Source organism: Xanthomonas fragariae, from assembly GCF_900183975.1.
GTDB lineage: Bacteria > Pseudomonadota > Gammaproteobacteria > Xanthomonadales > Xanthomonadaceae > Xanthomonas > Xanthomonas fragariae.
This window is the reverse complement of sequence record NZ_LT853882.1, coordinates 173,707-197,217: the sequence shown is the minus strand read 5'-3', so window position 1 is coordinate 197,217 and position 23,511 is coordinate 173,707. Positions and strand designations below refer to the sequence as shown.

At 64.3% G+C, this 23,511-nt stretch carries 16 protein-coding genes and 6 pseudogenes; 4 read left to right on the top strand and 18 right to left on the bottom strand.

Annotation, left to right across the window (positions count from 1 at the left end; genetic code table 11):
* Positions 1–138 precede the first annotated feature (138 nt).
* Positions 139–681: pseudogene (locus tag PD885_RS00820) on the bottom strand (tetratricopeptide repeat protein).
* A 232-nt stretch (positions 682–913) separates the two neighbouring features.
* Here PD885_RS00820 and PD885_RS00815 point away from each other — a divergent pair.
* Positions 914–4,606 carry an indolepyruvate ferredoxin oxidoreductase family protein gene (locus PD885_RS00815; protein ID WP_002808503.1) on the top strand — a complete coding sequence of 1,231 codons (3,693 nt, stop codon included), beginning with the start codon at positions 914–916 and terminating at the stop codon, positions 4,604–4,606.
* A gap of 150 nt (positions 4,607–4,756) precedes the next feature.
* On the opposite strand, the gene PD885_RS00810 is transcribed toward PD885_RS00815, so the two are convergent.
* The 3 genes from PD885_RS00810 to egtB are packed head-to-tail and all read right to left on the bottom strand — an operon-like array spanning position 4,757 to position 7,306.
* A complete protein-coding gene (locus tag PD885_RS00810) occupies positions 4,757–5,026 on the bottom strand; it encodes a DUF3253 domain-containing protein (RefSeq protein ID WP_088057090.1) in 270 nt (89 codons plus the stop codon).
* A gap of 16 nt (positions 5,027–5,042) precedes the next feature.
* Positions 5,043–6,029 (bottom strand): L-histidine N(alpha)-methyltransferase, encoded by a 987-nt coding sequence (gene egtD, locus PD885_RS00805; RefSeq protein ID WP_002808505.1) that lies wholly within the window; start codon positions 6,027–6,029, stop codon positions 5,043–5,045.
* Positions 6,026–7,306, bottom strand: coding sequence for an ergothioneine biosynthesis protein EgtB (gene egtB / locus PD885_RS00800; RefSeq protein ID WP_002808506.1), 1,281 nt, complete (start codon positions 7,304–7,306; stop codon positions 6,026–6,028). The genes egtD and egtB overlap by 4 nt, the downstream gene beginning before the upstream one ends.
* A 71-nt stretch (positions 7,307–7,377) precedes the next feature.
* On the opposite strand from egtB, the gene PD885_RS00795 reads away from it, so the two are divergent.
* Positions 7,378–8,559 carry an aminotransferase class V-fold PLP-dependent enzyme gene (locus PD885_RS00795; RefSeq protein ID WP_002808507.1) on the top strand — a complete coding sequence of 394 codons (1,182 nt, stop codon included), beginning with the start codon at positions 7,378–7,380 and terminating at the stop codon, positions 8,557–8,559.
* Between the two features lie 59 nt (positions 8,560–8,618).
* Here the strand turns inward: PD885_RS00795 and PD885_RS00790 are convergent, their stop codons facing one another.
* The 4 genes and pseudogenes from PD885_RS00790 to PD885_RS20275 form a co-directional block, all read right to left on the bottom strand.
* Complete coding sequence (locus PD885_RS00790; protein ID WP_002808509.1) at positions 8,619–10,091, bottom strand: ABC transporter permease/substrate-binding protein; 1,473 nt, start codon at positions 10,089–10,091, stop codon at positions 8,619–8,621.
* Positions 10,088–10,825 carry an ATP-binding cassette domain-containing protein gene (locus PD885_RS00785; RefSeq protein WP_002808510.1) on the bottom strand — a complete coding sequence of 246 codons (738 nt, stop codon included), beginning with the start codon at positions 10,823–10,825 and terminating at the stop codon, positions 10,088–10,090. The genes PD885_RS00790 and PD885_RS00785 overlap by 4 nt, the downstream gene beginning before the upstream one ends.
* A gap of 48 nt (positions 10,826–10,873) precedes the next feature.
* Positions 10,874–11,212 (bottom strand): EF-hand domain-containing protein, encoded by a 339-nt coding sequence (locus PD885_RS00780; RefSeq protein ID WP_052032139.1) that lies wholly within the window; start codon positions 11,210–11,212, stop codon positions 10,874–10,876.
* A gap of 84 nt (positions 11,213–11,296) precedes the next feature.
* A pseudogene (locus tag PD885_RS20275) lies at positions 11,297–11,440 on the bottom strand (DesA family fatty acid desaturase); the annotation flags it as partial.
* 151 nt (positions 11,441–11,591) lie between these two features.
* On the opposite strand from PD885_RS20275, the gene PD885_RS00775 reads away from it, so the two are divergent.
* Complete coding sequence (locus PD885_RS00775) at positions 11,592–12,434, top strand: ABC transporter ATP-binding protein (protein WP_002808512.1); 843 nt, start codon at positions 11,592–11,594, stop codon at positions 12,432–12,434.
* A gap of 40 nt (positions 12,435–12,474) precedes the next feature.
* Here PD885_RS00775 and PD885_RS00770 read toward each other — a convergent pair.
* Positions 12,475–12,707 (bottom strand): annotated as a pseudogene (locus PD885_RS00770) (TonB-dependent siderophore receptor); the annotation flags it as partial.
* 118 nt (positions 12,708–12,825) lie between these two features.
* On the bottom strand, positions 12,826–13,308 hold the full coding sequence (locus PD885_RS00765; protein WP_002808513.1) for an Lrp/AsnC family transcriptional regulator: 483 nt from the start codon (positions 13,306–13,308) through the stop codon (positions 12,826–12,828).
* A 127-nt stretch (positions 13,309–13,435) separates the two neighbouring features.
* Between PD885_RS00765 and phhA the strand changes: the two genes are divergently transcribed.
* Positions 13,436–14,326 (top strand): phenylalanine 4-monooxygenase, encoded by an 891-nt coding sequence (gene phhA, locus PD885_RS00760; RefSeq protein ID WP_002808514.1) that lies wholly within the window; start codon positions 13,436–13,438, stop codon positions 14,324–14,326.
* Positions 14,327–14,550: 224 nt separating this feature from the next.
* On the opposite strand, the gene kduD is transcribed toward phhA, so the two are convergent.
* From kduD to PD885_RS00725, 8 genes and pseudogenes are all read right to left on the bottom strand, one after another.
* Complete coding sequence (kduD, locus tag PD885_RS00755) at positions 14,551–15,312, bottom strand: 2-dehydro-3-deoxy-D-gluconate 5-dehydrogenase KduD (RefSeq protein ID WP_002808515.1); 762 nt, start codon at positions 15,310–15,312, stop codon at positions 14,551–14,553.
* 158 nt (positions 15,313–15,470) lie between these two features.
* On the bottom strand, positions 15,471–16,319 hold the full coding sequence (gene kduI, locus PD885_RS00750; protein WP_002808518.1) for a 5-dehydro-4-deoxy-D-glucuronate isomerase: 849 nt from the start codon (positions 16,317–16,319) through the stop codon (positions 15,471–15,473).
* 202 nt (positions 16,320–16,521) lie between these two features.
* Positions 16,522–17,637 carry a type III effector HopX1 gene (locus PD885_RS00745; RefSeq protein ID WP_145954087.1) on the bottom strand — a complete coding sequence of 372 codons (1,116 nt, stop codon included), beginning with the start codon at positions 17,635–17,637 and terminating at the stop codon, positions 16,522–16,524.
* Positions 17,638–17,949: 312 nt separating this feature from the next.
* On the bottom strand, positions 17,950–19,008 hold the full coding sequence (locus PD885_RS00740) for a LacI family DNA-binding transcriptional regulator (RefSeq protein ID WP_040762639.1): 1,059 nt from the start codon (positions 19,006–19,008) through the stop codon (positions 17,950–17,952).
* A gap of 138 nt (positions 19,009–19,146) precedes the next feature.
* Positions 19,147–20,684: pseudogene (locus PD885_RS00735) on the bottom strand (family 43 glycosylhydrolase).
* Positions 20,685–20,782: 98 nt separating this feature from the next.
* Positions 20,783–22,065 (bottom strand): annotated as a pseudogene (locus PD885_RS00730) (TRAP transporter large permease).
* On the bottom strand, positions 22,065–22,535 hold the full coding sequence (locus PD885_RS21830; protein ID WP_267896038.1) for a TRAP transporter small permease: 471 nt from the start codon (positions 22,533–22,535) through the stop codon (positions 22,065–22,067). The pseudogene PD885_RS00730 and the gene PD885_RS21830 overlap by 1 nt, the downstream one beginning before the upstream one ends.
* Positions 22,512–23,504 (bottom strand): annotated as a pseudogene (locus tag PD885_RS00725) (TRAP transporter substrate-binding protein); the annotation flags it as partial. The gene PD885_RS21830 and the pseudogene PD885_RS00725, both read right to left, overlap by 24 nt.
* Positions 23,505–23,511: the final 7 nt, after the last annotated feature.

Here is a 23,511-nt window from a genome sequence, read left to right as displayed (position 1 = left end):
AGTGCTGGCTTATGAAGCCCCGCGCACTTTGCGCAGGCCGTGTCCATGCAAACGCAGCCACCTCTGCAGATGGCCGTCGCAGAATTGGCTGATGCACGGCATCGCGCTGCGGCGGTTTTCAGGCAGCGCGATGCCGACTTACGGAAACGCCAGTGGGTTGGCCTGCCAAGCCGCAAAGACCTCGGCCCGACTGGCGCGCTCTGCCTCGCGCCAGTCGGGCGCAGGCCGGCGTAGTGGGCGAGGCTGCTCCAGCAGTCCGGCCAGGTACGCACGGCGGCGGCGTACTACCTCGACCGCCTCCTGCTTGCGCCCGGCACGCCACAGCGCCAACGCCGCCGTGGTCGGCAACCATGCCGGCGCGGCCGGACGGCCGTTGGCCAGCTTGGCCCACTGCTGCAACGCTTTGTCCGCCGGGTCGGCACGCAGCAGGCCCCAGCCGTCGCTCCCGATGATGGAACGCTATTGCCGGCTACCGTTGGAAACCAGCCCCCAAAGCGCCCTGGTAGAGCTCGGCGCATACCGGCGTACGCCAGCGAGGTCAGCTGTGTGCACGGCGCGGCGGCGCGGCACGCTGCACCGTTGCGGCGAGCCGGTCGACCACGGCATCGCCATCGCCCTGTACGGCGCCCCCTTGGTGGTGCCGCGATCTTCGTCGAAATTGGACTCTTCGGGCCTGGGCAGGCGCTGCGCTAACGGCCATACCTAACCGAGCAGGACCAACGCAGTGGCCCATGCGAATTTCGTTATAGGAGGTTTCTCCCACTGCGACACACGGCAAACCCTAACCCGGTTCCATCCTAAGCACAGTATCGCTGCGACGCACATGCGCTGCACCGGGCATGTAAATAGCGGCTGCTACAATCGTCAGGCCGTTTTGGAGCCCCTTGTTCCAGCCACCCTTTCCGGGCATGCCATGACCAGTACCGCTGCACTCTCTTCTACCGACTCTGCCAACACGCCGGAGCTCGGCCAGGTGGATGCGCACTACACACTGGAGCACAAGTACACGCGCGCCGATGGGCGCATCTACTTATCCGGGGTGCAGGCGCTGGTGCGGCTGCCGTTGATGCAACGCCTGCGCGACAACGCCGCCGGCCTGGACACCGCCGGCTTCATCAGCGGTTACCGTGGCAGCCCACTGGGCGGGCTGGATCTGGAACTATGGCGTGCGCGCCAGCATCTGGAAGCGGCCAGGGTGACCTTTACCCCCGGCCTCAACGAGGACTTGGCCGCGACCATGGTCTGGGGCACCCAGCAGACCAATCTGTTCCCCGGCGCCAAGGTACAGGGCGTGTACGGCATGTGGTATGGCAAAGGCCCGGGCGTGGACCGCAGTGGCGACGTGTTCAAACACGGCAACGCCGCCGGCACCTCGCCGCATGGCGGCGTGCTGGCGCTGGCAGCCGACGACCATGCCTGCCGCAGCTCGACCCTGCCGCACGGCTCGGAAGACGAATTCGTCAGCGCGATGATGCCCATTCTCAACCCGGCCGGGGTGCAGGACATCCTGGATATGGGCCTGCTCGGTTGGGCAATGAGCCGCTACACAGGGCGCTGGATCGGCTTCAAGACCATTGCCGAGACGGTCGAATCGTCCGCCTCGGTGGACGTGGATCCATTCGCCCGCACCATCGTGCTGCCGGACGACTTCGCGCTGCCGCCGGGTGGCTTGAGCATCCGCTGGCCGGATCCGCCAGTGGACCAGGAGATGCGCCTGCACCGCTACGCGATCGCCGCCGCGCAAGCATTCGCGCGGGCCAACCGGATCGACCGGGTGGTGCTGGAGTCGCCGCATGCGCGGCTGGGCATCGTGACCACCGGCAAGAGCTATCTGGACGTACTGCAGGCGCTGGAATATCTGGGCCTGGATGCGCAGGCGTGCCGCGACATCGGCATCCGCGTGTACAAGGTCGGCATGACCTGGCCGCTGGAGCCGGTGGGCATCAGCGCCTTCGCGCAGGGGCTCGAAGACATCGTGGTGGTGGAAGAAAAGAAAGCCTTCATCGAGCGCCAGATGAAGGAGCTGTTCTACAACTGGCCGGCCAGCGCCGGGGCGCGACCGAGCATCGTCGGCAAGTACGACGAGCACGGCGCGTGGATTCTGCCGTCCACCGGCGAACTGACCCCGGCCACGATCGCGGCGGTGATCGGCAAGCGCATCCAGCGCTTTTTCACGACTGACTCGATCGAGCAGCGACTGCGTTGGATGGACACCAAAGAAGCGGAAATGGCCTTGCCGCGCGTGTTGTTTCCGCGGGTGCCGCACTACTGCTCCGGCTGCCCGCACAACACCTCCACGGTGGTACCGGAAGGCTCGCGAGCACTCGGCGGGATCGGTTGCCACTACATGGTGACCTGGATGAATCGCGCCACCGACACCTTCACCCACATGGGCGGCGAAGGCGTGACGTGGTCTGGGCAGGCGCCATTTACCGACACGCCCCACGTATTCCAGAACCTGGGCGATGGCACCTACTTTCATAGCGGTTCGCTGGCGATTCGGCAGTCGATCGCCACCGGCGTCAATATCACCTACAAGGTTCTCTACAACGATGCGGTGGCAATGACCGGCGGGCAGCCAGTGGACGGCACACTTACCGTGCCGGACATCGCGCATCAACTACGTGCCGAAGGCATCCACGAAATAGCGGTCGTCAGCGACGACATCGAAAAATGGACGCGCAGGCGCGAGCGCTTTCCCAGCGAGGTGACCTTCTACGATCGCAGCGAGCTGGATGCGGTGCAGCAGCGTCTGCGCACAGTCAAGGGCGTATCGATCTTGATCTTCGATCAGACCTGCGCCACCGAAAAACGCCGCCGTCGCAAGCGCGGCAAACTGATCGACCCGCCCAAGCGCGTCATGATCAATTCGCTGGTGTGCGAAGGCTGCGGCGATTGCGGCGGGAAGAGTTTCTGTGTGTCGGTGCTGCCCAAAGAGACCGAGTTCGGGCGCAAGCGCGAGATCGATCAGTCCAATTGCAACAAGGATTATTCCTGCGTGTCGGGCTTTTGCCCGAGCTTTGTCACCGTGCATGGCGGTGCACCGCGCAAAAGTAAACAACGCGATGCGAGCGCGTTGTTGGACAACCTGCCCCTCCCGCCGCAGCGCACCACACTGGCACAGCCCTGGAACATCCTGATCACCGGCGTCGGCGGCACTGGCGTGGTGACCATCGGCGCCCTGCTCGGCATGGCCGGACACCTGGAAGGCAAAGGCGCCACGGTGCTGGATCAGACCGGCCTTGCGCAAAAAGGCGGCGCGGTGACCACCCATATCCGTATCGCACGCCAACCAGCCGATATCCACGCGGTGCGCATTGCCGCTGGCGAAGCGGATCTGGTGCTGGGCTGCGACATGGTGGTGGTCAACGATTACTGGGCGTTGTCCAAGGTGCGCGATGGCCGCACCCAGGTGGTGCTCAACACCTACGAAGCGATGCCGGGCAGCTTCACCACCCAGCCTGATCTGCAGTTTCCCGCCGCCGAGATCATTGCCGGCGTGCGCACCGCATTGGGCGGCCGGGAGCCTTTGTTACTGGATGCCACGCAACTGGCGACGGCGCTGCTGGGCGATGCGATCGCCAGCAATCTGTTCGTACTCGGCTATGCCTGGCAGCACGGGCTGGTGCCGTTGTCGCACGCGGCGCTGATGCGCGCTATCGAACTCAACGGCGCGGCCGTGGCGATGAATCAGCAGGCATTTGCGTGGGGCCGCCTGGCCGCAATCGATCTGCCTGCAGTGCGGCGCGCTGCGGGTCTGCCGAACGTTGGCGGGTCTGCACGTGCGCATGGCCACACACCGCGAGCGCATGCACCCGGCAGTTGGGACGCGCATGATCTCAGTGGCCAAGGTGCGCCACGTGCCTTGGCGCAAACCGATGGCAGCACGCTGCATGGCGATGTCAATGCGCCGGCGCATCCGCTCGACGACGAGCAGCTGGCGCAGTCGTTGGATGAAGCCATCGTGCGTCGCGTCGCGTTTCTGACCGAATATCAAGATGCTGCCTATGCACAGCGGTATCTCGCCCTGGTCGAGCGCGTGCGGTTGCAGGAGGTGCGACGCGTGCCCGGCAGCAGCGCATTGACGCAGGCCGTCGCACGCTATGCCTTCAAACTGATGGCCTATAAGGACGAATATGAAGTGGCGCGGCTGTACACGCGCGGCGATTTCCAACGCCGGTTGCAGCAACAGTTCGAGGGCCACTACAGGCTGCGTTTCCATCTTGCGCCGCCCTTGCTAGCCAAGAAGGATGCGCACGGCCATCTGATCAAACGCGACTACGGGCCGTGGATGTTTAGTGTCTTCAAACTGCTGGCGCGGTTGAAATTCCTGCGCGGCGGCAAGCTCGACGTGTTCGGCTACAGCGCCGAACGGCGTGGCGAGCGTCAGCTGATTGCCGATTACGTGGCGACAGTCGAAACACTGCTGGAGCGCCTGGATGTCGACAACGTCGGCCTGGCCGCACAGATCGCCAGCATCCCCGAACACATCCGCGGTTACGGCCATATCAAGCATGCGCATCTGCAAGACGCCAAGGCGCGTGAGGCTGCGTTGATGGCGCAGTGGCGTAATCCCAAGGTATTGCATGTGGTGCAGGCGGCGTAACAGCGTTACGGTGCTGTTGGCTACGCACGGTTGATGCGGTTGCGCGTCTGATTGCGTGGCGGTAGTGGTTGATGCTCGTTACGGGATCAGGCGCGGTCGCTCAGCGGCAGCGTGGCTTTGGATGCCCGGCGCCACGCCATCACAGCTGCATCATTCGAAATGCGAGCCGCGCATCAAACGGATCGGACCACGCGCGGTGTCCAGGTCGGCCACGTCGCCCTGCTGGGTGATCCGCACGATGTCCTTGCGTGCCAAGTCGGTGGCCACGGTGCGTACCTGCGGCATCAACCCACGCCAGGTAGTGGCGTCATCGTTGATTGCGCGAGCTACTTCGGAAGGGCAGATCGAGCGCTCCGGCAACCGGTGTGCAAGCAGTGCGCGCATGACCGCTGCGATCTGCGTGTCATCGACCTGTTGCACGCCCAACTCCGCGACGTCAAAAAGGGCGCAACAAGCGCAGCCCGAACCAATCCTTGGCATCGTTCCAACCGTGCGTCACTTTCAACCCGGCAGCGGCGGCAAGTTCGGCGAAGTGCGCGTCGGTGTATTTATAGCTGTATTCGACCTGCATCGCTTCGCCTTCGGCAAAGTCGAAGTCCTTGCCGCCCACGTGCACGCGCTGCGCGCGTTGACTGATCAAAAAAGTTTCGATGCGGCCGCGCTCGCGCGCATACACCGCATGGTGGCGGAAGCCATCCAGATCGAAATCGCTGCCGATCTCACGGTTGAGCCGTGCCAGCAGATTCAAGGTGAATTTGGCGGTGACGCCCGCGGCATCGTTGTAGGCGGCTTCGATCACACCGGCGTCCTTGTCCAGATCGATACCGATCAAGGCGCAGCCATCGCTACCCATGGTCTGGCGCATCGCATCCATCAACGCGATGGCAGCCGGGTTGGTGAAATTGCCCAGCGTGGAGCCGGGGAAGAATATCAGATGCCGACACGCCACGCGCTTTGCATCGGGCAGGCGCAGCGGCTTGGTGAAGTCGGTGCAGACCGGCAGCATCTGGATCTGCGGAAACTTCTGCGCCAGCCGTGCAGTGCTGTCGAGCAAGGCAGTGCGCGAGATTTCCAGCGGCGTGTAGGCCACCACATGGCGCAAGCCCTGCAACAGCAGTTCGGTCTTGCGACCGCTGCCGCTGCCGTATTCGACCACGTGCACGCCGGCGCCGATCGCCTGCGCAATCGACGGCATGCTGGCTTCCAGCAAACCCAGTTCGGTGCCGGTGAGGTAGTACTCCGGCTGCTGCGTGATGGCTTCGAACAGCTGCGAGCCGTGCGCATCGTAGAAATATTTCGACGGCAACGTCTTGGGTGTTTGCGACAAGCCCGCCAGTGCGTCGGCAGTGATGTCGTCCGGCTGCGGGCGCAGGTCGGTCAGCGCGGCGTGCGCGCGTTGCGTGGCATGGGCGGCGGCGTTCAAGGCAGATCCTTGGCAAGGCGCACGCCGGCAAACTGCCAACGCGCATCGGACGGGAAAAAATTGCGGTAACTGGCACGTAGATGACTGGCCGGCGTGGCGCAACTGCCACCGCGCAGCACCCATTGCGCATTCATGAATTTGCCGTTGTATTCGCCCAGCGACCCGGGCCACGGCGCGAACCCCGGATACGGCAGATACGCACTGCCGGTCCATTCCCAGACATCGCCGAACAGCTGCTGGATGCCGGTATCCACAGCCTCGGCACCACGCGGTTGCAGCGCGTCGGTGTCCACGAAATTGCCCTGCACCGGCACGCCGGTGGCGGCCTGTTCCCATTCGGCTTCAGTGGGCAGACGTGCGCCGGCCCAGCGCGCAAACGCATCGGCCTCGAACATGCTCAAATGGCTGACCGGTGCATGCGGGTCGCGCGCACGCCAACCGTCGAGGGTGAACTCGCGTCCATCCACGTCCCAATACAACGGATGCTGCCAACCTTGTGCTTGCACCATCGCCCAACCATCGCTGAGCCAGGTACCGGCGCCGCGGTAACCACCGGCATCGATGAACTCCTGGAACTCTGCATTGGTGACCACGCGGTTGGCCAGGGCATGAGCGCCGACCAGCACGCGATGACGCGGCGATTCGTTGTCGTAGGCAAACGTGTCCGACTGCGGCCATGCTGCGGCACCGATTTCAACGATCTGTTCGTCGCGCGCATGCCAGCGCAATGTGCTGGCGAGGGCCGCAGACGGTGCCGCTGCATTGCGATACGCCGGCTGCAGCGGATTGCTCCATAACGCGTGCTTGATATCGGTCAACAGCAATTCCTGATGCTGCTGCTCATGCTGAATACCGAGTTGCACGATTGTGCAAGCCTCAGCATCCAGCCGCCCCGCTTGCAGACGCTGTTGCATCTGCACATCGACCGCAGCGCGGTAATCACGCACCTGCTGTAACGAGGGACGCGACAACACCCCACGGCGCGCCCGCGCATGCATGGGGCCTACGCTCAGGTAATAGCTGTTGAACAAAAAATCCCAGGCCGGATCGAACACGCGGTAAGCCGGATCCGCCTGTAACACGAAGCGTTCGAAGAACCAGGTGGTGTGAGCCAGATGCCATTTACCGGGGCTGGCATCGGGCATGCTTTGTACCATTGCGTCTTCGGCGCTCAAGGGTGCGGCGAGACGATCGCTCAGCGCGCGGGTCTGCGCGTAGCGTTCCAGCCACGTCAACTGCTGCTGGTGGTGGCCCGGCAGAGGTAAGAGTGCAGACATCTTCGTATGCTTAGGGAGCGCCCGTTAACACGCCGTGTCGGCGGCGTAGCAGCCAGCGGTAAGCTGTTGGCATGTCATCGCACTCTCTGTCCAGCACGCTTCCCGCACCCCTCGAGTGGGCCGAGCGACATCACGCATTTGCGCTGCCTGGCAAGGTCACCTATCTGGATGCCGCTTCGCGTGGGCCATTGCTGCGTGCGGTGCAGGCAGTGGCGCATCAGGCGGTCGATGCGATGGCCACGCCGTGGCAGCTGCCGTTTGATGCCTGGCTGCACGAGATCGAGCGTTTGCGCGCGCTTGCCGCAGGCTTGTTCGACAACGATGCCGACGGCGTGGCGATGGTGCCTTCGGCTGCGCATGGTCTGGCCACTGCCGCGCGCAATTTGCCTCTGCAACGCGGCGCGGCGGTGCTGGTCCTGGAAGGTCAGTTCCCATCCAACTTGTTGATCTGGCAACGCCGCTGCGCCGAGGTCGGTGCGCACATCGTCCCTGTGCCAACCACTGCCGGCGCCACGTTGACCGACGCAGTGCTGCAAGCGATTGCCCAGACGCCTGCGCTGCGCATCGTGGCGCTGCCGCATGCGTACTGGCTGGACGGGCGAGCACTCGACCTGGACCGCATCAGTGCGCAGGTGCACGCGTGCGGGGCAGCGCTGGTGCTGGACTTGAGCCAGAGCCTGGGCGTGTTGCCGACCGACCTGCGGTGTTGGCGGCCGGATTTCGTGGTCAGCGTCGGGCACAAATGGTTGCTCGGGCCGATGGGATTGGCCTGGCTATGGGTAGCACCGCAGTGGCGTGCGCACGGCGTGCCGATCGAAGAACACTGGATCGGGCGCGATGCCGGCAGCAGTTGGGAATTCCCGGTCGCCACTGCGCCACTGTATCGCAGCGGTGCGCGGCGATTCGATGCCGGCGGCGTTGCCGATTCCTTGCGTGTCGCGATGGCGACCATGGCCTTGCAGCAAGTCGCTGCGTGGGAACCGGCGCGTATCGCCGAGACACTTGGTGCGCTCACTACGCAATGGGACGCGGCGTTGCATGCGCGTGGCCTTGGCAGCTGGTGCACGCCTGGTCATGCGCCGCATCTGACCGCGCTGCGGCCGCCAGCAGACCAGTTGGAGGCGGTGGCGACAACGCTCGGCGCGCTTGGTGTGATCTGCACACGGCGCCACGGGCGTTTACGTATCGCGCCGCATCTGAGCGTCACCGAGCACGTACTGTCGCGGTTGATCGCGGCGCTGCCGGGTGGGTGATGCCGCGCGGGCCGATCGTCGAATGCCAAGCGCGCCCGCCACTCTCCTGCAATCGCAACTCAACCACGCTGACTGAGCCGCAACCCGCGCGGCGTGACCCAATGCTCCAGCCCTTCGAACACCGCTTGCACCAGCAGTGCAAGAACGGCCGCGGGAATTGCGCCTTCCAGAATCAAGCCAATGTCATCCAGGCGGATACCGGTGAGAATTGGCTGGCCATACCCACCTGCGCCGATCAATGCGCCCAGCGTGGCGGTGCCCACGTTGATCACCGCTGCGGTCTGGATGCCGGCCACAATCGTGCGGCGGGCCAGCGGTAATTCCACGCGCCACAAGCGCGTCCACGCCGGCAATCCGATCGCCTGAGCGGTTTGATGCAACTCGCGCGGGATCGAGGTCAGCCCGGCATGCGTGTTACGCACTATCGGCAACAGGCTGTATAAAAACAGCGCAGCAATCGCCGGTTTGGCGCCAATGCCGAACAACGGAATCATGAAGACGAATACCGCCAGCGACGGCAACGTCTGCAGCACCCCGGTCAACGACAGCACCACCTGCCCGAGGCGTGGACGCCGCGCCGCCAGCACGCCCAGCGGTAACGCGATCAGCAAAGCAAAACCCAACGAGATGCCGACCAAGGCAAGGTGTTGGCGCGTGTGTCGCAGCAAACGGGTACTACGCGAGTCGGCTTCGGATGTGGGCGCCACTCCCAACCACTGCGCTGCGACTGCCGCTTCGGACTGACGCTCCAGCTTCACCTGTGCGTTGAGCCGCTGCATGGTCGCCTCATCGATACGTCCTTGCAGCCCCTGCAAGGCCCGCAACATCGCCGGCGAGCGTTGCGCCAGGTCCTTGCGATACAGAAACACGGCCTTGTACTCGGGGAAATACTGACGGTCGTCGCGCAGCACCTGCAGCTGGTAATACGGAATTTCCGCATCGGTGCTGTACAGATCGGTGACCTCGATCGCCCCGCTCTGCAGTGCGCGATACGCCAGATCGTGATCCAGCCCGGTTGCGGTCTGCGGCAGCGCATATGCCGCACGCACGCCCGGCCAACCATCGGCGCGCTGCATGAACTCATTGCTCAGGCCGATCTTGAGCGTTGGGTGACGCGCCAGATCAGAGAGCGATTCAATGCCCAATGCCCGCGCATGGTCGCGCCGCATGCCCAACGCATAGGTGTCCTGGAAACCAAGCGAGTCGGTCATCGCAAGTCCACGTGCATCCAACGCGGCGCGCAGTTCGGCCTGGCTGGCATTTGGCAGTTGGACCAACTCCTGCGCCAGCGTGCCAGTGTATTCGGCATACGCATCGATCTGCCCGGTCTCCAGCGCGCGCCACAGGATGCGCGTGCCTCCGAGCTGCGCGCGATGCTGTACCTCCACCCCGTCGCGCTGCCCGGCGGCAGTGGCGATTTCGCCCAGGATCACTGCTTCGGTGAAGTTCTTCGAGCCGAGCGTCACGTGCGCGGCCTGCACACCGATGCTGCAGATCAACAGAACACCTGCGAACAGCACGCGCGCGATCATGCGGCGTCGCCAATGCTGCGCTGCGCGGTGAGAAAGCGCTGCACGAACGCATCGGCCGGCTGTTCCAGCAAGCTGCGTGCACTGCCCTGCTGCACCACGCGGCCGGCGCGCATCAGTACCAAGGTATCGGCCAGATACCCAGCTTCGGCAACATCGTGGGTGACCAGCACCACGGTCTTGCCGAGTTGAGCGAACATTTCGCGCATTTGCGCCTGCAGGTCGTAGCGCACGATGGGGTCGAGTGCGCCCAGCGGTTCATCCAGCAACAACGCCGGTGGATCCAGCATCAAGGCGCGGATCAGGCCGACACGCTGGCGTTGGCCGCCAGACAGTTCGGCCGGGTAGCGCGCCAGCAACGCCGGCGGCAATTGGCACAGCGCGCACAATGTCTCCAGACGCGCATCGATGCGTTGCCGCGTCCAGCCCAGCGTCTGCGCCAGCAAGGCCGCATTGCTGCGCGCATCCAGATGTGGAAACAGCCCGCCTTCCTGGATCACGTAACCGATGCGTTGGCGTTGCGCCTGCAGACAGGCGCGTTGCAGTGGCGTGCCATCGAAGGCGACCGTGCCGCTATCCGGCCATTCCAGCCCCACCAGCATGCGCAGCACGGTGGACTTGCCGGCGCCGCTGGGGCCGATCAACGCGGTGGTGATGCCGCTGGCAAAGTTAAGCGAAACCGCATCCAGGGCGATGGCCTGGCCGTAGCGGCAGCTGACCTGGTCGAGAGTGAACATGCGCTCAAGCTTGCCCAACCCGGCATCAGATGCGCGCGAAGGCGCGCATCAGCGCGGCGGCGCCAGCAATTCGCACGCGCTCAAGTAACCGTCGCCGTTGGCGTCCTGGAGTACGAAGCGCTCGATCAAGGTGGCGCGATGCGCAGCACGGGTGATCGGTTTGCCCCGGCGAGCTGGTAGTTCATCGCCCTGCAGCACACCGTCGTGATCCAGATCGCGCTGATCGAAGGCGTAACTCATCCAGACCAGATATTCGTCGCCACTGACGCGGCCATCGCCGTCGGTATCCATGCGTTGCAGATACGCTTGGCTATCCTGCACCTGGGCCTGCGCGACGAATACAGCAACGCACGCGCTGCATACGATCAACACGCCGCGCAGGATCAAGTCACTCGACCTGCGCGCACACACAAACGCCTGAAAGCAATGCGACAACAGCGCTTTCAGCGTATCGGCGTTGGGCACGGCGATCCGATGCGCCTGACGGCGATGCAGGTACAAGATCACGGCAAAGAAGGTGCGGTGGGTGACCACTAGCAGCACCACCAGCATGCTCCATACACCCAGGCCGGCGATGCCCGAGGCCAGGAAGTCGATGATCGGATCGGACAACACCGGCATCTCCACAGCAGCGCCATCGCTCGGTCGATACAGACATAATGTGAGCGATCGCGGCAAACCTCACCCTTCGGATGCGTAGGGTGAGGCCTACATTTCTAAATGCGGTTCACTTACCCACTTCTCTACTACGTTTGATGCCACTCGTATGACTGTTGCTGCCGATGTTTCTGCCAATTCTGCTGTTGCGAACGCCATCCCGTTGATCGAACTCGACCAGGCCAGCGTAATGCGCGGCCAGGTGCGGGTGTTGCACGCACTCAGTTTGCGCATCGCGCTAGGGCAACACACCGCCATCCTTGGTCCTAATGGTTGCGGCAAATCCTCCTTCATCAAATTGATTACGCGCGAGCTATATCCGCTGGTGCGCGCCGACGGCCAGCCGGCGGTGAAAGTGCTCGGGCAACCACACTGGCAGGTGGGCCGGTTGTGCTCGCAGCTGGGCATCGTCACCGGCGACTTGAGTGTCAACCTGGCCAACATGCCGGAGCTGGATGTAGAGAGTGCGGTGCTATCGGGCTTCTTCCGCAGCTACGTGGTGCCGCCGCATCGCAAGATCAGCGACGACATGCGCACAAGGGCACGTGAGGCACTCGCGTTGGCACGCGCATTGCCGCTGCTGGGTCGGCAATTTGCCGAGTTGTCGGCCGGCGAGATGCGCCGGGTGCTGATCGCGCGCGCGTTGGTCAACCGCCCACAGGCACTGTTGCTGGACGAACCATCCACCGGGCTGGATCTGGTCGCGCGCCAGCACCTGCTCCACACCATGCGTCACCTCGCCCAGCAAGGCATCACGTTGGTGCTGGTGACCCATCACATCGAAGAAATCGTGCCCGAAATCGCGCGGGTGATTCTGCTGCGCGCCGGTCGTGTGGTGGCCGATGGTCGGCGCGATGCGCTACTGACCGACGCTAGCCTGTCGGCCGTGTTCGACGTCCCGGTGCGGGTACAGCGCGATGGCGAGCGGTACTGGGCCACGGTTGGGGCGTGAGGCCGTGTCCCAATCAGGCTGCGCTGATTTTTGCTGACGGCTGTTCCAGGTTGGCGAACGCCGTGCTGATTTCGCGCTGCCTGCGTGTACACGCAGGTGCCATATCGGTCGAGCCAGTGAGGTTGGCGAATGACCCAGCGGCGGCGAAGAGGCCACCGTGCCCCAGGTCGAGCCGACCGGGCTGTTGTCCTGACGCTGGGAACCCACCGTGAGCGTGCTGCTGTCGGTCAGATCGGCTTGCAGCACTGCCATTCGCGACATCGCGTTGTCGTGGCAAATGGCATCGTCGGCCGCGCGCGTGTGCCGCGCTCGGTGCCGTTGATGCCGCGTCAGGTCCCAATGCCTCACTCGGGCGAGGCGCCCAAGCAAGCGCCACACATTGGCGCAAGTGTCATGCCAGATGCGACAACGGCAGGCCTTCCGCGGCTTTCACCGTGCGCAGGACGAAGCTGGAATTGACGTCGGACACGCCGGTTGCATTGAGCAGACGATCGAGCAGAAACCGCGAAAAATGTTCGAGATCACGCACCTGCACGTGCAGCAGATAATCCATGTCGCCGGTGAGTGCCCAGCACGCGACCACCTCGTCCCAGCCGCGCACGCCCTCGGCGAAATGTTCGATATCGGCCTGCCCATGCTGCTCCAGCTGCACGCGCACAAATGCCTGCAGGCCAAGCCCGAGTGCACGTGCATCCAGGCGCGCGCCGTAGCCGGCGATGATGCCGGCCGCTTCCAATCGCTGGGTGCGACGCAGGCAGGCGGACGCCGACAAATTGACCTGCATGGCCAGCTCGGCGTTGCTGCTGCGCCCCTGCGTCTGCAGCAAGGCAAGCAACCGCAAGTCGGTGCGGTCCAAGGCGATTGGCTGGTCCATAAGTTGCACCCCAGCATAGGATGACGCACGAATCTTGCCTTAATTAGCGTGTTCCACGCAATATTCGCAATCCTGTTGCGCAGCCATCCGGCTAAGGTGAACACTGGTCATCGGGAAGTGCCGCTGCATGAACACTGCGCCGCTACGCGTCGAAAATCAGCTCACCGACAAGGGCTATGTGCCGGTCTACACAACCGCCGTGGTCGAGCAACCTTGGGACGGCTACAGTGCCGACGATCACGCCACTTGGGGCACGTTGTATCGCCGCCAGCGCGCGTTGCTGGTCGGCCGCGCCTGCGATGCATTTCTGCAGGCGCAGGACGCGATGGGGATGGGGGACACCCAACTTCCGCGCTTCGACACGCTCAACGCCGTGCTGCAAGCGGCCACCGGCTGGACGCTGGTCGGTGTGCAAGGCCTGCTGCCGGAGCTCGATTTTTTCGAACATCTGGCCAACAAACGCTTCCCGGTGACGTGGTGGATCCGTCGCCCCGATCAGATCGATTACATCGCCGAACCGGATCTGTTCCATGATCTGTTCGGGCACGTGCCGCTGCTGATGAATCCACTGTTTGCCGACTTCATGCAGGCCTATGGCCGTGGCGGGGTCAAGGCGCATGGCATCGGTCCGGATGCGCTGCAAAACCTCACCCGGCTGTATTGGTACACGGTGGAATTCGGCCTCATCAACACCCCGCAGGGGCTGCGTATCTATGGCGCCGGCATCGTGTCGTCCAAGGGCGAATCGCTGCATTCGCTAGAATCGCCGGCGCCCAACCGGATCGGCTTCGACCTGCACCGCATCATGCGCACGCGCTACCGCATCGACAGCTTCCAGAAGACCTATTTCGTCATCGACAGTTTTGCGCAATTGATGAACGCCACCGCGCCGGACTTTACCCCGATCTACGCCGACCTCGCGCAACAAGCGCAGCTGCCGGCAGGCGATATGCTGGAAACCGATCAGGTGATCCAGCGCGGCAACGGCGATGGCTGGAGTGGCGACGGCGACGTGTGAGGAGTGCACTGGGGCGATGATCGCCGCGGCGAGATGGTTGATTGCGAGGAAACTGCGTTTGCGTTTTTTCGAAGCGCACGAGCAGCCGGTCTACGCCCTGCGGCGTGGGCGCTCCAAGGCACGCGCGCCAGTGGCATGCCTGCCGTGCCGTCTCGCCCCAAGGCCGAGGGGGCGTGCTGATCAGGCCGCTGCCGGCGACGACGACGTCCACGGCCTTGGTTGGTTTAGCGTGCCAGCCAGCCGCCGTCGACCGGGATGATGGCGCCATTGACGTAATCTGCGGCGCTGCTGGCCAGGAATACCGCGGTGCCGCCGAGATCGGCCGGCACGCCCCAGCGCCCAGCCGGAATGCGGTCCAGGATCGACTGGTTACGCGCTTGGTCGGCGCGCAGTTGGGCGGTGTTGTCGGTGGCCATGTAACCCGGCGCGATCGCATTGGTGGTGACGCCCTTGCTGCCCCACTCGTTGGCGAGCAGGCGGGTGATGCGGGCAATGCCCGACTTGCTGGCGGTGTATGAAGGCACCCGAATGCCGCCCTGGAACGACAGCATCGAGGCGATGTTGATGATCTTGCCGCTGCCCTGGGCAATGAAGTGACGGCCGGCGGCCTGCGCCATGAAGAAGGCCGACTTCAGGTTGACGTTGAGCACGTCGTCCCAATCTTGCTTGCTGAAATCCACCGCGTCGGTGCGGCGAATCAGGCCGGCGTTGTTGACCAGGATATCCAGGCGCCCGAGGCCGGCCAGGCTTTCGTCGAGGATGCGCTGCACCGGCTCGATGCGGATCAGGTCGGCTCGGATAGCGACGAAGCGACGGCCCAGCGCTTTGACCTTTTCCTCGGTCTCGGTGGGCGCCTGGATGCCGGCGCCGGCGATGTCGGCGCCGGCCTGAGCCAGCGCCAGCGCCAGCGCGATACCCTGGCCCAAGCCCCTGTTGGCACCGGTGACCAGTGCGACCTTGCCTTCGAGACTGAACGGATTGCGCATTACCTTATCGCTCCTGCCGGGGGTACCACGTTGGATGAGTGAGCCGCGCCGTGCACGGCCGATTGCGTCGTTCGAGCCGCTGCTTGGCCAGCGCCAGTTCGGATAGCGCTAGCGCTATTAGAGCGAGCTTGAAGAAAGACCGCTTTGTTGGAGCGGCCTCACTTGAGCTGGCAGATGTCCAGCACGTGCATGTCGGTGTAATCGAGGTTTTCGCCGCCCATCGCCCAGATGAAGGCGTAGTTGCTGGTGCCAGCGCCAATGTGGATCGACCACGGCGGCGAGACAACGGCTTCGTTGTTCTGGATCACGATGTGGCGCTGCGCCTGGGGCTCGCCCATGAAGTGATAGACGCGATCGTTGGCGCCGAGGTCGAAATAGAAATAGACCTCGCTGCGGCGATCGTGCAAGTGCGGCGGCATGGTGTTCCAGACGCTACCGGGCTTGAGCACGGTCAGCCCGAGCAACAGCTGCGAGGACTGGCAGGTGGCCGGCACGATGTACTGGTAGATGGTGCGCTCGTTGCTGGTGTCCAGCGCGCCGCGCTCCAGTGCCACTGCATCCTTGATCGAGAGCTGCTTGGTCTTCAAACGCGCGTGCGCCGGGGTGGAGGCAAGATAGAACCTGGCCGGGTTGGTAGCGTCGTCGGAAGCGAAGCTGACCTCGGTACTGCCCATCGCCACGTACAGACCGTCCTTCGGCCCGAGGGTGTAGACGGTGCCATCCACGGTCACGCTGCCGGTGCCGACGTTGACAATGCCGAGCTCGCGGCGCTCCAGGAATGGGTGGCCGGCGGCAGACGCCGGTTCGGTCTGCCTGGGCAGCGCCAGCGTCTTGCCGAGCGGGGCCGCGCCACCGAGCACGAACCGCTCGTAATGGGTGTATTTGAGCGTCACCGCCTCGTCGACGAACAGGCCGTCGAGCAGATAGAGCTCGCGCAGGTCGTTGTTGCTGGCGCCTTTGATGGCATCGGGATGGGTGGCGTAGTGGGTCTTGCAGCACCGGGACATGTGCATCTCCGGAGGCAAGCGAGGGGAATGAATGCCCCGCCGTGTCATTCTAGTGCCCATGGTTAACCGGTGTCATTGCGCAGTGCACGAATGCGCGGACGCACCGTTCTGAGCAGGGCACCATCGCAGCGCTGGGACGTGCCTGTCCGCCTGTCCATCCGTGGTGCAGCCTAAAGCGGCAGGCGGACCCCAGCGATAGCTCTCAGCGAAGCGCCGCGAGCACGCGGGTTGCCGCAATGATCTGCTGCGCCTGGGCCGTGCCGCCAACGCCAACGACACCGAACTCCCCGGCGATCCGTTCCGCTCGCGCGAGCAGCTCGGCACTGGCCGCAGATGCGTCGAGATGCGCGCGGACGCGACCGGCAAAGGCATCGTCGAGCACATGCTGTTCGGACCAATCGCCGATGCCGGACGGCAGGAATGAATCGATGAACGCGACAAAGCGTGCACTCAAGGTCACGCCTTGGTGAATCCGCCGTTCCACTTCGGCAGGCCCCTTGGCCCGCATCTCCAGAATAAGATCGTTGGTCGCGATGCGGGCATCGCGTCCACTGGCTGCATCCAGTTGCACATTGCTACACAACTTCTCGCGCCTGGCTGCGAACCGCGAATCGGGCGCCAGGATGGCGGGGCCCTTGGCCCACCCATCCATCACAATGGTGCTTGAGTCGGCGTCATCGCCGGCCGGCACGCGCGCCTCTACCCAGGCATGGTTGCGTTTGGCGACGTGATGCACCGTTTCCTGAGCATCCAGCCGGCTGCTGTGATAGATGCTCGTGACGCTCGCATGTTCACCGCAATTGCCCGAACCAAAGACGACAGCGGCCGCAGCCAAATGGGTCATTTGCTGGGCATAGTCAATGAACTGCCCGGCACCGCGCGCGTACAGCTCATTCTTGAACTGGCGCGCAGCTTTTGTCCGCCAGCCGCTGTTGTTGCGGGTTTTGCGCAGATCGGTGTCGACATTTCCGCGCCCGAACTGGAGCAACTGCCGCGTGTTGCTGATGCTGTCGTTCGCCTTGCGCAGGCGGCCCACCTCCGCTGGGGGAACGCGGCGCCCATCGATGTCGCGCGCCAGCAAGTACGCGGCAAGAGCAAGATCGTTACTGGATAACGCCGCGTTGGGCGCGACCGATGCAGACGCGGAACTGGCGCGTTTTGGACGAGGCCGGCGCAATTCATCGAGCAGGCTCGAATCGGAGGTATCGGCGGCGGGCCGCCGCGCATCGACATCGCCGCGTGGATGCCTCTCGGGGGGGGGGGGGGGCGCCGTAGTCGGGGTAGCGGACTGCGAGCCGCGATCAAGTTTGGGGAACATGCAGAACTCCAATGTGAGGATGCGCTGCGCTGACAAGCACAGCCGCTGCACAACCTGTCAGCTATCGGTGCTGGGGTGCCTCTATTGTCGCGGACAAGAGCCGGGATTCGGTCGGCTGCATGGTCCTTACGACCACTGCTGCCCATCATTCTCGTCCACCGTAGACGCAGCGGCTACCACGGCGCCAACAGCATGCACGCGTTTGCGAAGCCTGCCACCGGGAGCGTAAAGCGGGCCTTGCCCGATTCGCCAATGCGCCAACGGCAATCGGCGCCCGGCACGCAGGCGGGGCGGCGTGCATCCGCCCTCGGATCAATCCTCCGGCGGTTGGCAGGAATCCCTGACGATCAGATGCGGGCGCACGCTGGCGGTGGGCAGTTGGAGCACGTTGTCGGGTTGGATCAGCATGGCGGCGGCGGTGCGGCCGGTGTCGCGGGTGTGGCGGCGGACCGAGGTCAGCGGTGGCCACAGCCGCGAGGCCAGCGAGCTGTCGTCGTAGCCGATCACCGAAAGCTGGCGCGGGATGTGGATGCCTGCACGCAGGGCGACCTTGTAGATGCCGGCGGCCATCTCGTCGTTGCCGGTAAAGATGGCGGTGGGGCGCTTTTTGCCCAGCAATAGCTTTTCGGCGGCGGCCACGCCGGATTCGAAGGTGTAGCCGGCTTCCACGATGCGCTCGGGCGGCAGTTCGATACCGCGCCTTGTCAGTGCGTCGGCAAACCCCGAGGTGCGTTCGATCGAGGAACGATAGGCGCTGGGGCCAGTGACCAGGGCGATGTCGCGATGGCCCAGCGAGAGCAAATAATCAGCCGCCTCGGCGGCACCGTCGCGGTCGTGGGTGATCACCGTCTGCGAGGTGGTGTCCAGGGCGACCGAGGCGATGCGGGTGTAGCGGCAGCCGATCTCGGCCAGCATGTCGGCCAGCGCCTGGTCCTCGGAGGCACGCGGCACCAGGATCACTCCATGCAGCTTCTGCGCCTGGGCAAACCGACGCACGCCTTCGATGTAGCCGGGGCTGCGGCTGTCGCAGGGATGCACCACCAGCTCGAAGCTGGAGCCACGCAGCGCGTCCAGCGCGCCGTACTGCATGTCCACGATGTACTGCGCGGTGGGGTTGTCGTAGACCATGCCGATCAGGAACGAGCGCCGGAACGCCAGCCCGCGCGCGAGCGGGTCGGGCGCGTAGCCAACCTCGCGCATCAGCGCTTCGACCTTCTCGCGGGTGTCCTGCCGCACCAACGGGGAGTTGTTAATGATCCGCGAGACGGTCTTCTTGGAGACGCCCGACATCCGGGCAATGTCGTTGATCGTTGCTACCTTGCCCTTCGGCAGGCCGGGCATTCCCTCTTCGGGCATCTTGCGGGCGGGCATAGCGGTCAACCGTTGAAATTGGGTGGATTCTACCGACCAGCGGGCCAGCAAGCCCTAGCAGGCTTGCCGACGTCCCGCGTCCGCAGTGCCGGGCCCCGCAGCCAACCGCGCCGCGGCATGTCCGGCCATGCAGAGCGGTCAGTCCAGAGCGCGGTAGCGGAAATTGCGGAACTCCACCTGGCCTGGGCCAGCGGCGTACAACGCCGGCTTCAGTGCCAGGAACTTGCCGGCTACGTTGTGGTGGTAGCCGGACACTTCCATCTGCACCGGATACTTGGTCCAGATGGTGCCGTCGGTGCTGCTGTGAACGGTGACGATGTGGCGGTTGTTGGTGACGCGCAGCCACAGCGCGCCGCCCTTGCTGCTGGGTGCCAGTTTGGCCGGGCGTTCTTCGCCATAGCGGTGCATGACGAAGTTCTCGCCATTGCTGCCCACGCCGGCATAGAGCTTGTCGCTGTAGAACAGCAGCGCGCCGCCCTGCCCGCCTGAGCGACGGTCATGTGTACCTCGAACCAATAGGCCTGGTCGGGCGCAATCACGGTCAGCGGCGAGGCATCGCGCGGGGCGCTGCCCTTGCCCTGCAGGCGCAGCACGCCATTGCCCACGGTGAGCCGCCTCGCTTCGTCGGCGGCCGGGTCGAAGAACGCCCACTGCGGGCCGAGCGTGCTGGCGCGAAAGTCGTCCGACAACCTCAGGCCGTGCGGCAACGCCTGCCCACTGGGCTTTTTCAACGGGGTTCCCAGGTCGCCGCCCCTGGCGACGAACCAGCCGTCGGGCATCCACTCGCTCGGGTCGAGCAGCGCCTGCCGGCCCAGCGTCCAGAAGCCGTGTTCGTAGCCGTGATAGAGCATCCACCAGCGTTTGTCGGTGCCTTCCACCAGGGTGGCGTGGCCGCGCGACCACCACGGCTCGTCGGCGCTCCTGGTGCGGGTGATCGGGTTGTTGGGCGCGGTGTGCCCGGTCGGCGGGCCGGCGGTGCCGCCAACCGCGGTGGTCATGTAGTACCAGCCGTTATGGCGGGTGATCTTGGGACCTTCCTGGGAGTAGCCTTCCACGTCCCAGTGTTCTGGGTATTTCCAGCCGTCGTAGACGTGCTTGGGCGTGCCGACCACCCTGAAGCCATCGTCGGAAAGCTGCACGTAATCGCCGCCGCTGAGAAACAGCTAGCGCTTACCGTCTTCGCCGACCGCATGGCCGGGATCGATGTACTTGCCCAGGCCGATATCGATCGGTGCACTCCACGGGCCGTTGATGGCGTCGGCCCACACCACGAAGTTGCTGCGCTCGCCCCGGTCGCCGCGTCGCGCCGGGGAATAGATGTAATAGCGCTTGCCGTGCTTGATCAGATCCGGCGCCCAGATTGCGCCGACGTTCTGGCTGATGGCATGACCCAGCGGCTGCCAGTTGACCAGATCGCGCGAATGCCAGATCGGCAGACCCGGGTACGCATCGAACGAGGACAGCGTGAGGTAGTAGTCCTCGCCATCCTTGAGCACCGACGGGTCGGGGTGATCGCCGGCCAGCACGGGATTGAGAAAGGTGCCATTGCCTTGATCGGCAATGCGCTGATGCTCGATGCCGCGCTTCCAATCGGCTGCAGCGCTCAGGCCAGCGCACAGCAACAATCCGCTGGCCAACAGCCAACGCACACGGGTGAAAGGACAACGCACGCGCATGCTCTCTCCTTGCCCACCGAATACGGCGCGATGCGGCGGCCGACGCCTGGACTGTCGGCCATTTGAATGAAGGCGGACACTTCCGCCGACAACTGCGCTCAGGCGCGCAGCGCCCTGGGCAACCACAACGACAATTCGGGGAAAAACGCCACGATCAGCAACACGCACAACGCGGCCAGCCAGAATGGCCAGATGGTGCGCATGCTTTGCGCGATCGTGATCTGGCCGATCGAGGTACCGATAAACAGCACCGAGCGATCGGCGGGGTGATCAACCCGATACCGCCGGCCAACACCATCACCAGACCGAAGTGGATCGGGTCGATGCCGTAGGCTTTGACCACCGGCAGAAAGATCGGCGTACAGATCAGGATCTTCGGCGCCAAGTCCATGAACATACCCAGCAGCAACAGCATCACCACGATCATCAGCAGCACAGTGTTCTTGCTGTCGGCAATGGCCTGCAGGAACTTCACCGCCGCCGCAGGCACCTGCAGGTAAGCCAGCAACCAGCCGAACACCGCCGCCGTTGCGATCACGAACAGGATCACACCGGTCGTGCGCGTGGCATGCGTCACTGCGGCAAAGAACTCGGCCCAGCGCAGTTGTCGATACAGCACCGCGGTGACGATCAACGCGTACACCACAGCAATCGCGGCGCTTTCCACCGCAGTAAAGATGCCGGCGCGAATACCGATGAAGATCAACGCGACCAAGCCCAGACCCGGCAACGCGCCGAATAGACGCAGCGCCACCGCGCGCCAACCCGGGAACGGCTCGGTGCCATAACCGTGATGACGTGCGACCGCATAGCCGGTGACCATCATCGCCGCAGTCATCAATAGCGCGGGGAAGATACCTGCCGCAAACAGATCGGCGATCGAGATGCCGCCACCGGCCGCCGCAGAGAACAAAATCAAGTTATGCGAGGGCGGCACCAGCAACGCCACCAGCGCGGCAGTCATGCCCACATTGACCGCATAATCGCGGTCGTAGCCGCGCTTGATCACCTGCGGAATCATGGTGCCGCCGACCGCCGAGACGTCGGCAATCGCCGAGCCGGACACGCCGCCGAAAAACAGCGACGACAACACGCTGACCTGGCCCAGACCGCCACGCACGCGCCCGACCAGCGACGAAGCCAGGGCGATCAAGCGTTCGGAAATACCACCACACAGCATCAGCTCGCCGGCGAAGATAAACAGTGGAATGGCGATCAACGAGGCCGAGCCGCTGCCAGCGGAAATCTGCTGCACCAGCACCACCGTGGGCAGATCCAGATACAGCAACGTGGCCAGTGCGGCCGCACCCAGCGCGTAGGCCACCGGCACGCCGATCAGCAGCAGCACCACAAAGGTTCCCAACAACATGGCGATGCCCATCAGCGCACCCCTGCGGTGTGGATCGGGCGCAGCACACGCCACAGCTTGTGCAAGGCGAACACCACCATCAGCGCACCGCCGATTGACAGCGGCAGGTAGTTGATGCTCTGCGGCATCTGCGCGCCAGCCATCTTGATGTCCAGCCCATCCAGCAGCAGCGCCGCACTCCACCATGCCAGCACCGCGCCGATGGCCATGATCATCAACGGGCGGATCAGATCGAACACCGTGCGTACCAGCGGCGGTACGTGTTCGCTCAGCAGATAAAAGCCGAAATGGCGGTTGGTGTGCACGCCGGCGGCGGCGCCCAGGCTCAATGCGGTGCTCAGCAACAGCAGCGTCACCGGCTCGGTCCAGCTGGGCGAGTCGTTGAGCACGTAGCGGGTCATTACCTGCCAGCCCTGCACGACCACCAGGCCCAGCAGCGCGATGGACGCCACGCCAACGGCGATATCGGAAACGCGGTACAGCGCTTCGATCTGCGGCTGCTTGCGGTATTCGGCCAGCAGTGGGGCGGCGGCGGCGCGGAATGCCGGCATGTCGACCTGGTTGAGCTTTACGCCGTAGTCGATCACCTGCTTGCGCGCGATCACCTCCGAGTCATCCCATAAATCGCGCATCACCGGCACCGAGGCGCGTGCCAGTTCCACCACCAGCGCGCGATCGGCCGGGCGCAGGTATTGGAAACTCTTGCGCGACATCACCAGGACGTCCGGCGCGTAGGAATGCTCGCTCTGCGACCAGTAATGCGCGGCTTCGAAATGCCGGCTCGACTGAAAGCTGCGCATATTGTTTTCCGCACCGTCGATCATGTGCGTTTCCATCGCCGAGAACGTCTCGCCCAGCGACATCGGCGTGGGGTTGGCGCCCAGCATGCGCATCAGCTTGAGGAAGATGTCCGACGAGGCCACGCGCAGTTTCAGGCCATTGAGATCTTCCGGGCGGTGCAGCGGATGCTTGGTGTTGTAGAAACACCGCGCGCCCGAATCGTAGATCGCCAGGCCCACCAGATCGCGCTGCTCGAAGCTGCGCAACACACTGTCGCCGACGTGGCCGTCGATGGCGCGGCGCAGATGCGATACCGAGTCGAACACGTACGGCAGGCACAGCGCCTGGGTGAGCGAAAAGGCGTTGTTCAACGCACCCGAATACACGCGGGTGATGTCGATGGCGCCGAAGCGCGCCATGTCGATCGCCTCCGACTCGCGACCCAACTGGCCGGAGTGGTATTGGCGCAGTGTGAGCCGACCATTGGTGCGCGCTTCGAGCTGCTTGCCGAACCACCGCACCGCCTCCACGGTGGGGTAGTCGCTGACGTGCACGTCGGTAGCGGTCAACAACTGCCTGCCGGGGATCGGCGTGGTGGCACCGGCGCCCAGCCAGGGGCCGACCGCGGCGGCACCGAGCCCGGCACCGAGAAAATGTCTGCGTGTGATCATTGGCGCC

Bases quoted from the DNA above. Each gene is read 5' to 3' on its own strand.
- kduI (WP_002808518.1), bottom strand. From the start codon at position 16,319: ATGTCCCGGTGCTGCAAGACCCACTACGCCACCCATCCCGATGCCATC.
- phhA (WP_002808514.1), top strand. From the start codon at position 13,436: ATGAACACTGCGCCGCTACGCGTCGAAAATCAGCTCACCGACAAGGGC.
- kduD (WP_002808515.1), bottom strand. From the start codon at position 15,312: ATGCGCAATCCGTTCAGTCTCGAAGGCAAGGTCGCACTGGTCACCGGT.
- egtB (WP_002808506.1), bottom strand. From the start codon at position 7,306: ATGTCTGCACTCTTACCTCTGCCGGGCCACCACCAGCAGCAGTTGACG.
- PD885_RS00790 (WP_002808509.1), bottom strand. From the start codon at position 10,091: ATGATCGCGCGCGTGCTGTTCGCAGGTGTTCTGTTGATCTGCAGCATC.
- PD885_RS00740 (WP_040762639.1), bottom strand. From the start codon at position 19,008: ATGCCCGCCCGCAAGATGCCCGAAGAGGGAATGCCCGGCCTGCCGAAG.
- PD885_RS00745 (WP_145954087.1), bottom strand. From the start codon at position 17,637: ATGTTCCCCAAACTTGATCGCGGCTCGCAGTCCGCTACCCCGACTACG.
- PD885_RS00765 (WP_002808513.1), bottom strand. From the start codon at position 13,308: ATGGACCAGCCAATCGCCTTGGACCGCACCGACTTGCGGTTGCTTGCC.
- PD885_RS00785 (WP_002808510.1), bottom strand. From the start codon at position 10,825: ATGTTCACTCTCGACCAGGTCAGCTGCCGCTACGGCCAGGCCATCGCC.
- PD885_RS00775 (WP_002808512.1), top strand. From the start codon at position 11,592: ATGACTGTTGCTGCCGATGTTTCTGCCAATTCTGCTGTTGCGAACGCC.
- PD885_RS00815 (WP_002808503.1), top strand. From the start codon at position 914: ATGACCAGTACCGCTGCACTCTCTTCTACCGACTCTGCCAACACGCCG.
- PD885_RS00795 (WP_002808507.1), top strand. From the start codon at position 7,378: ATGTCATCGCACTCTCTGTCCAGCACGCTTCCCGCACCCCTCGAGTGG.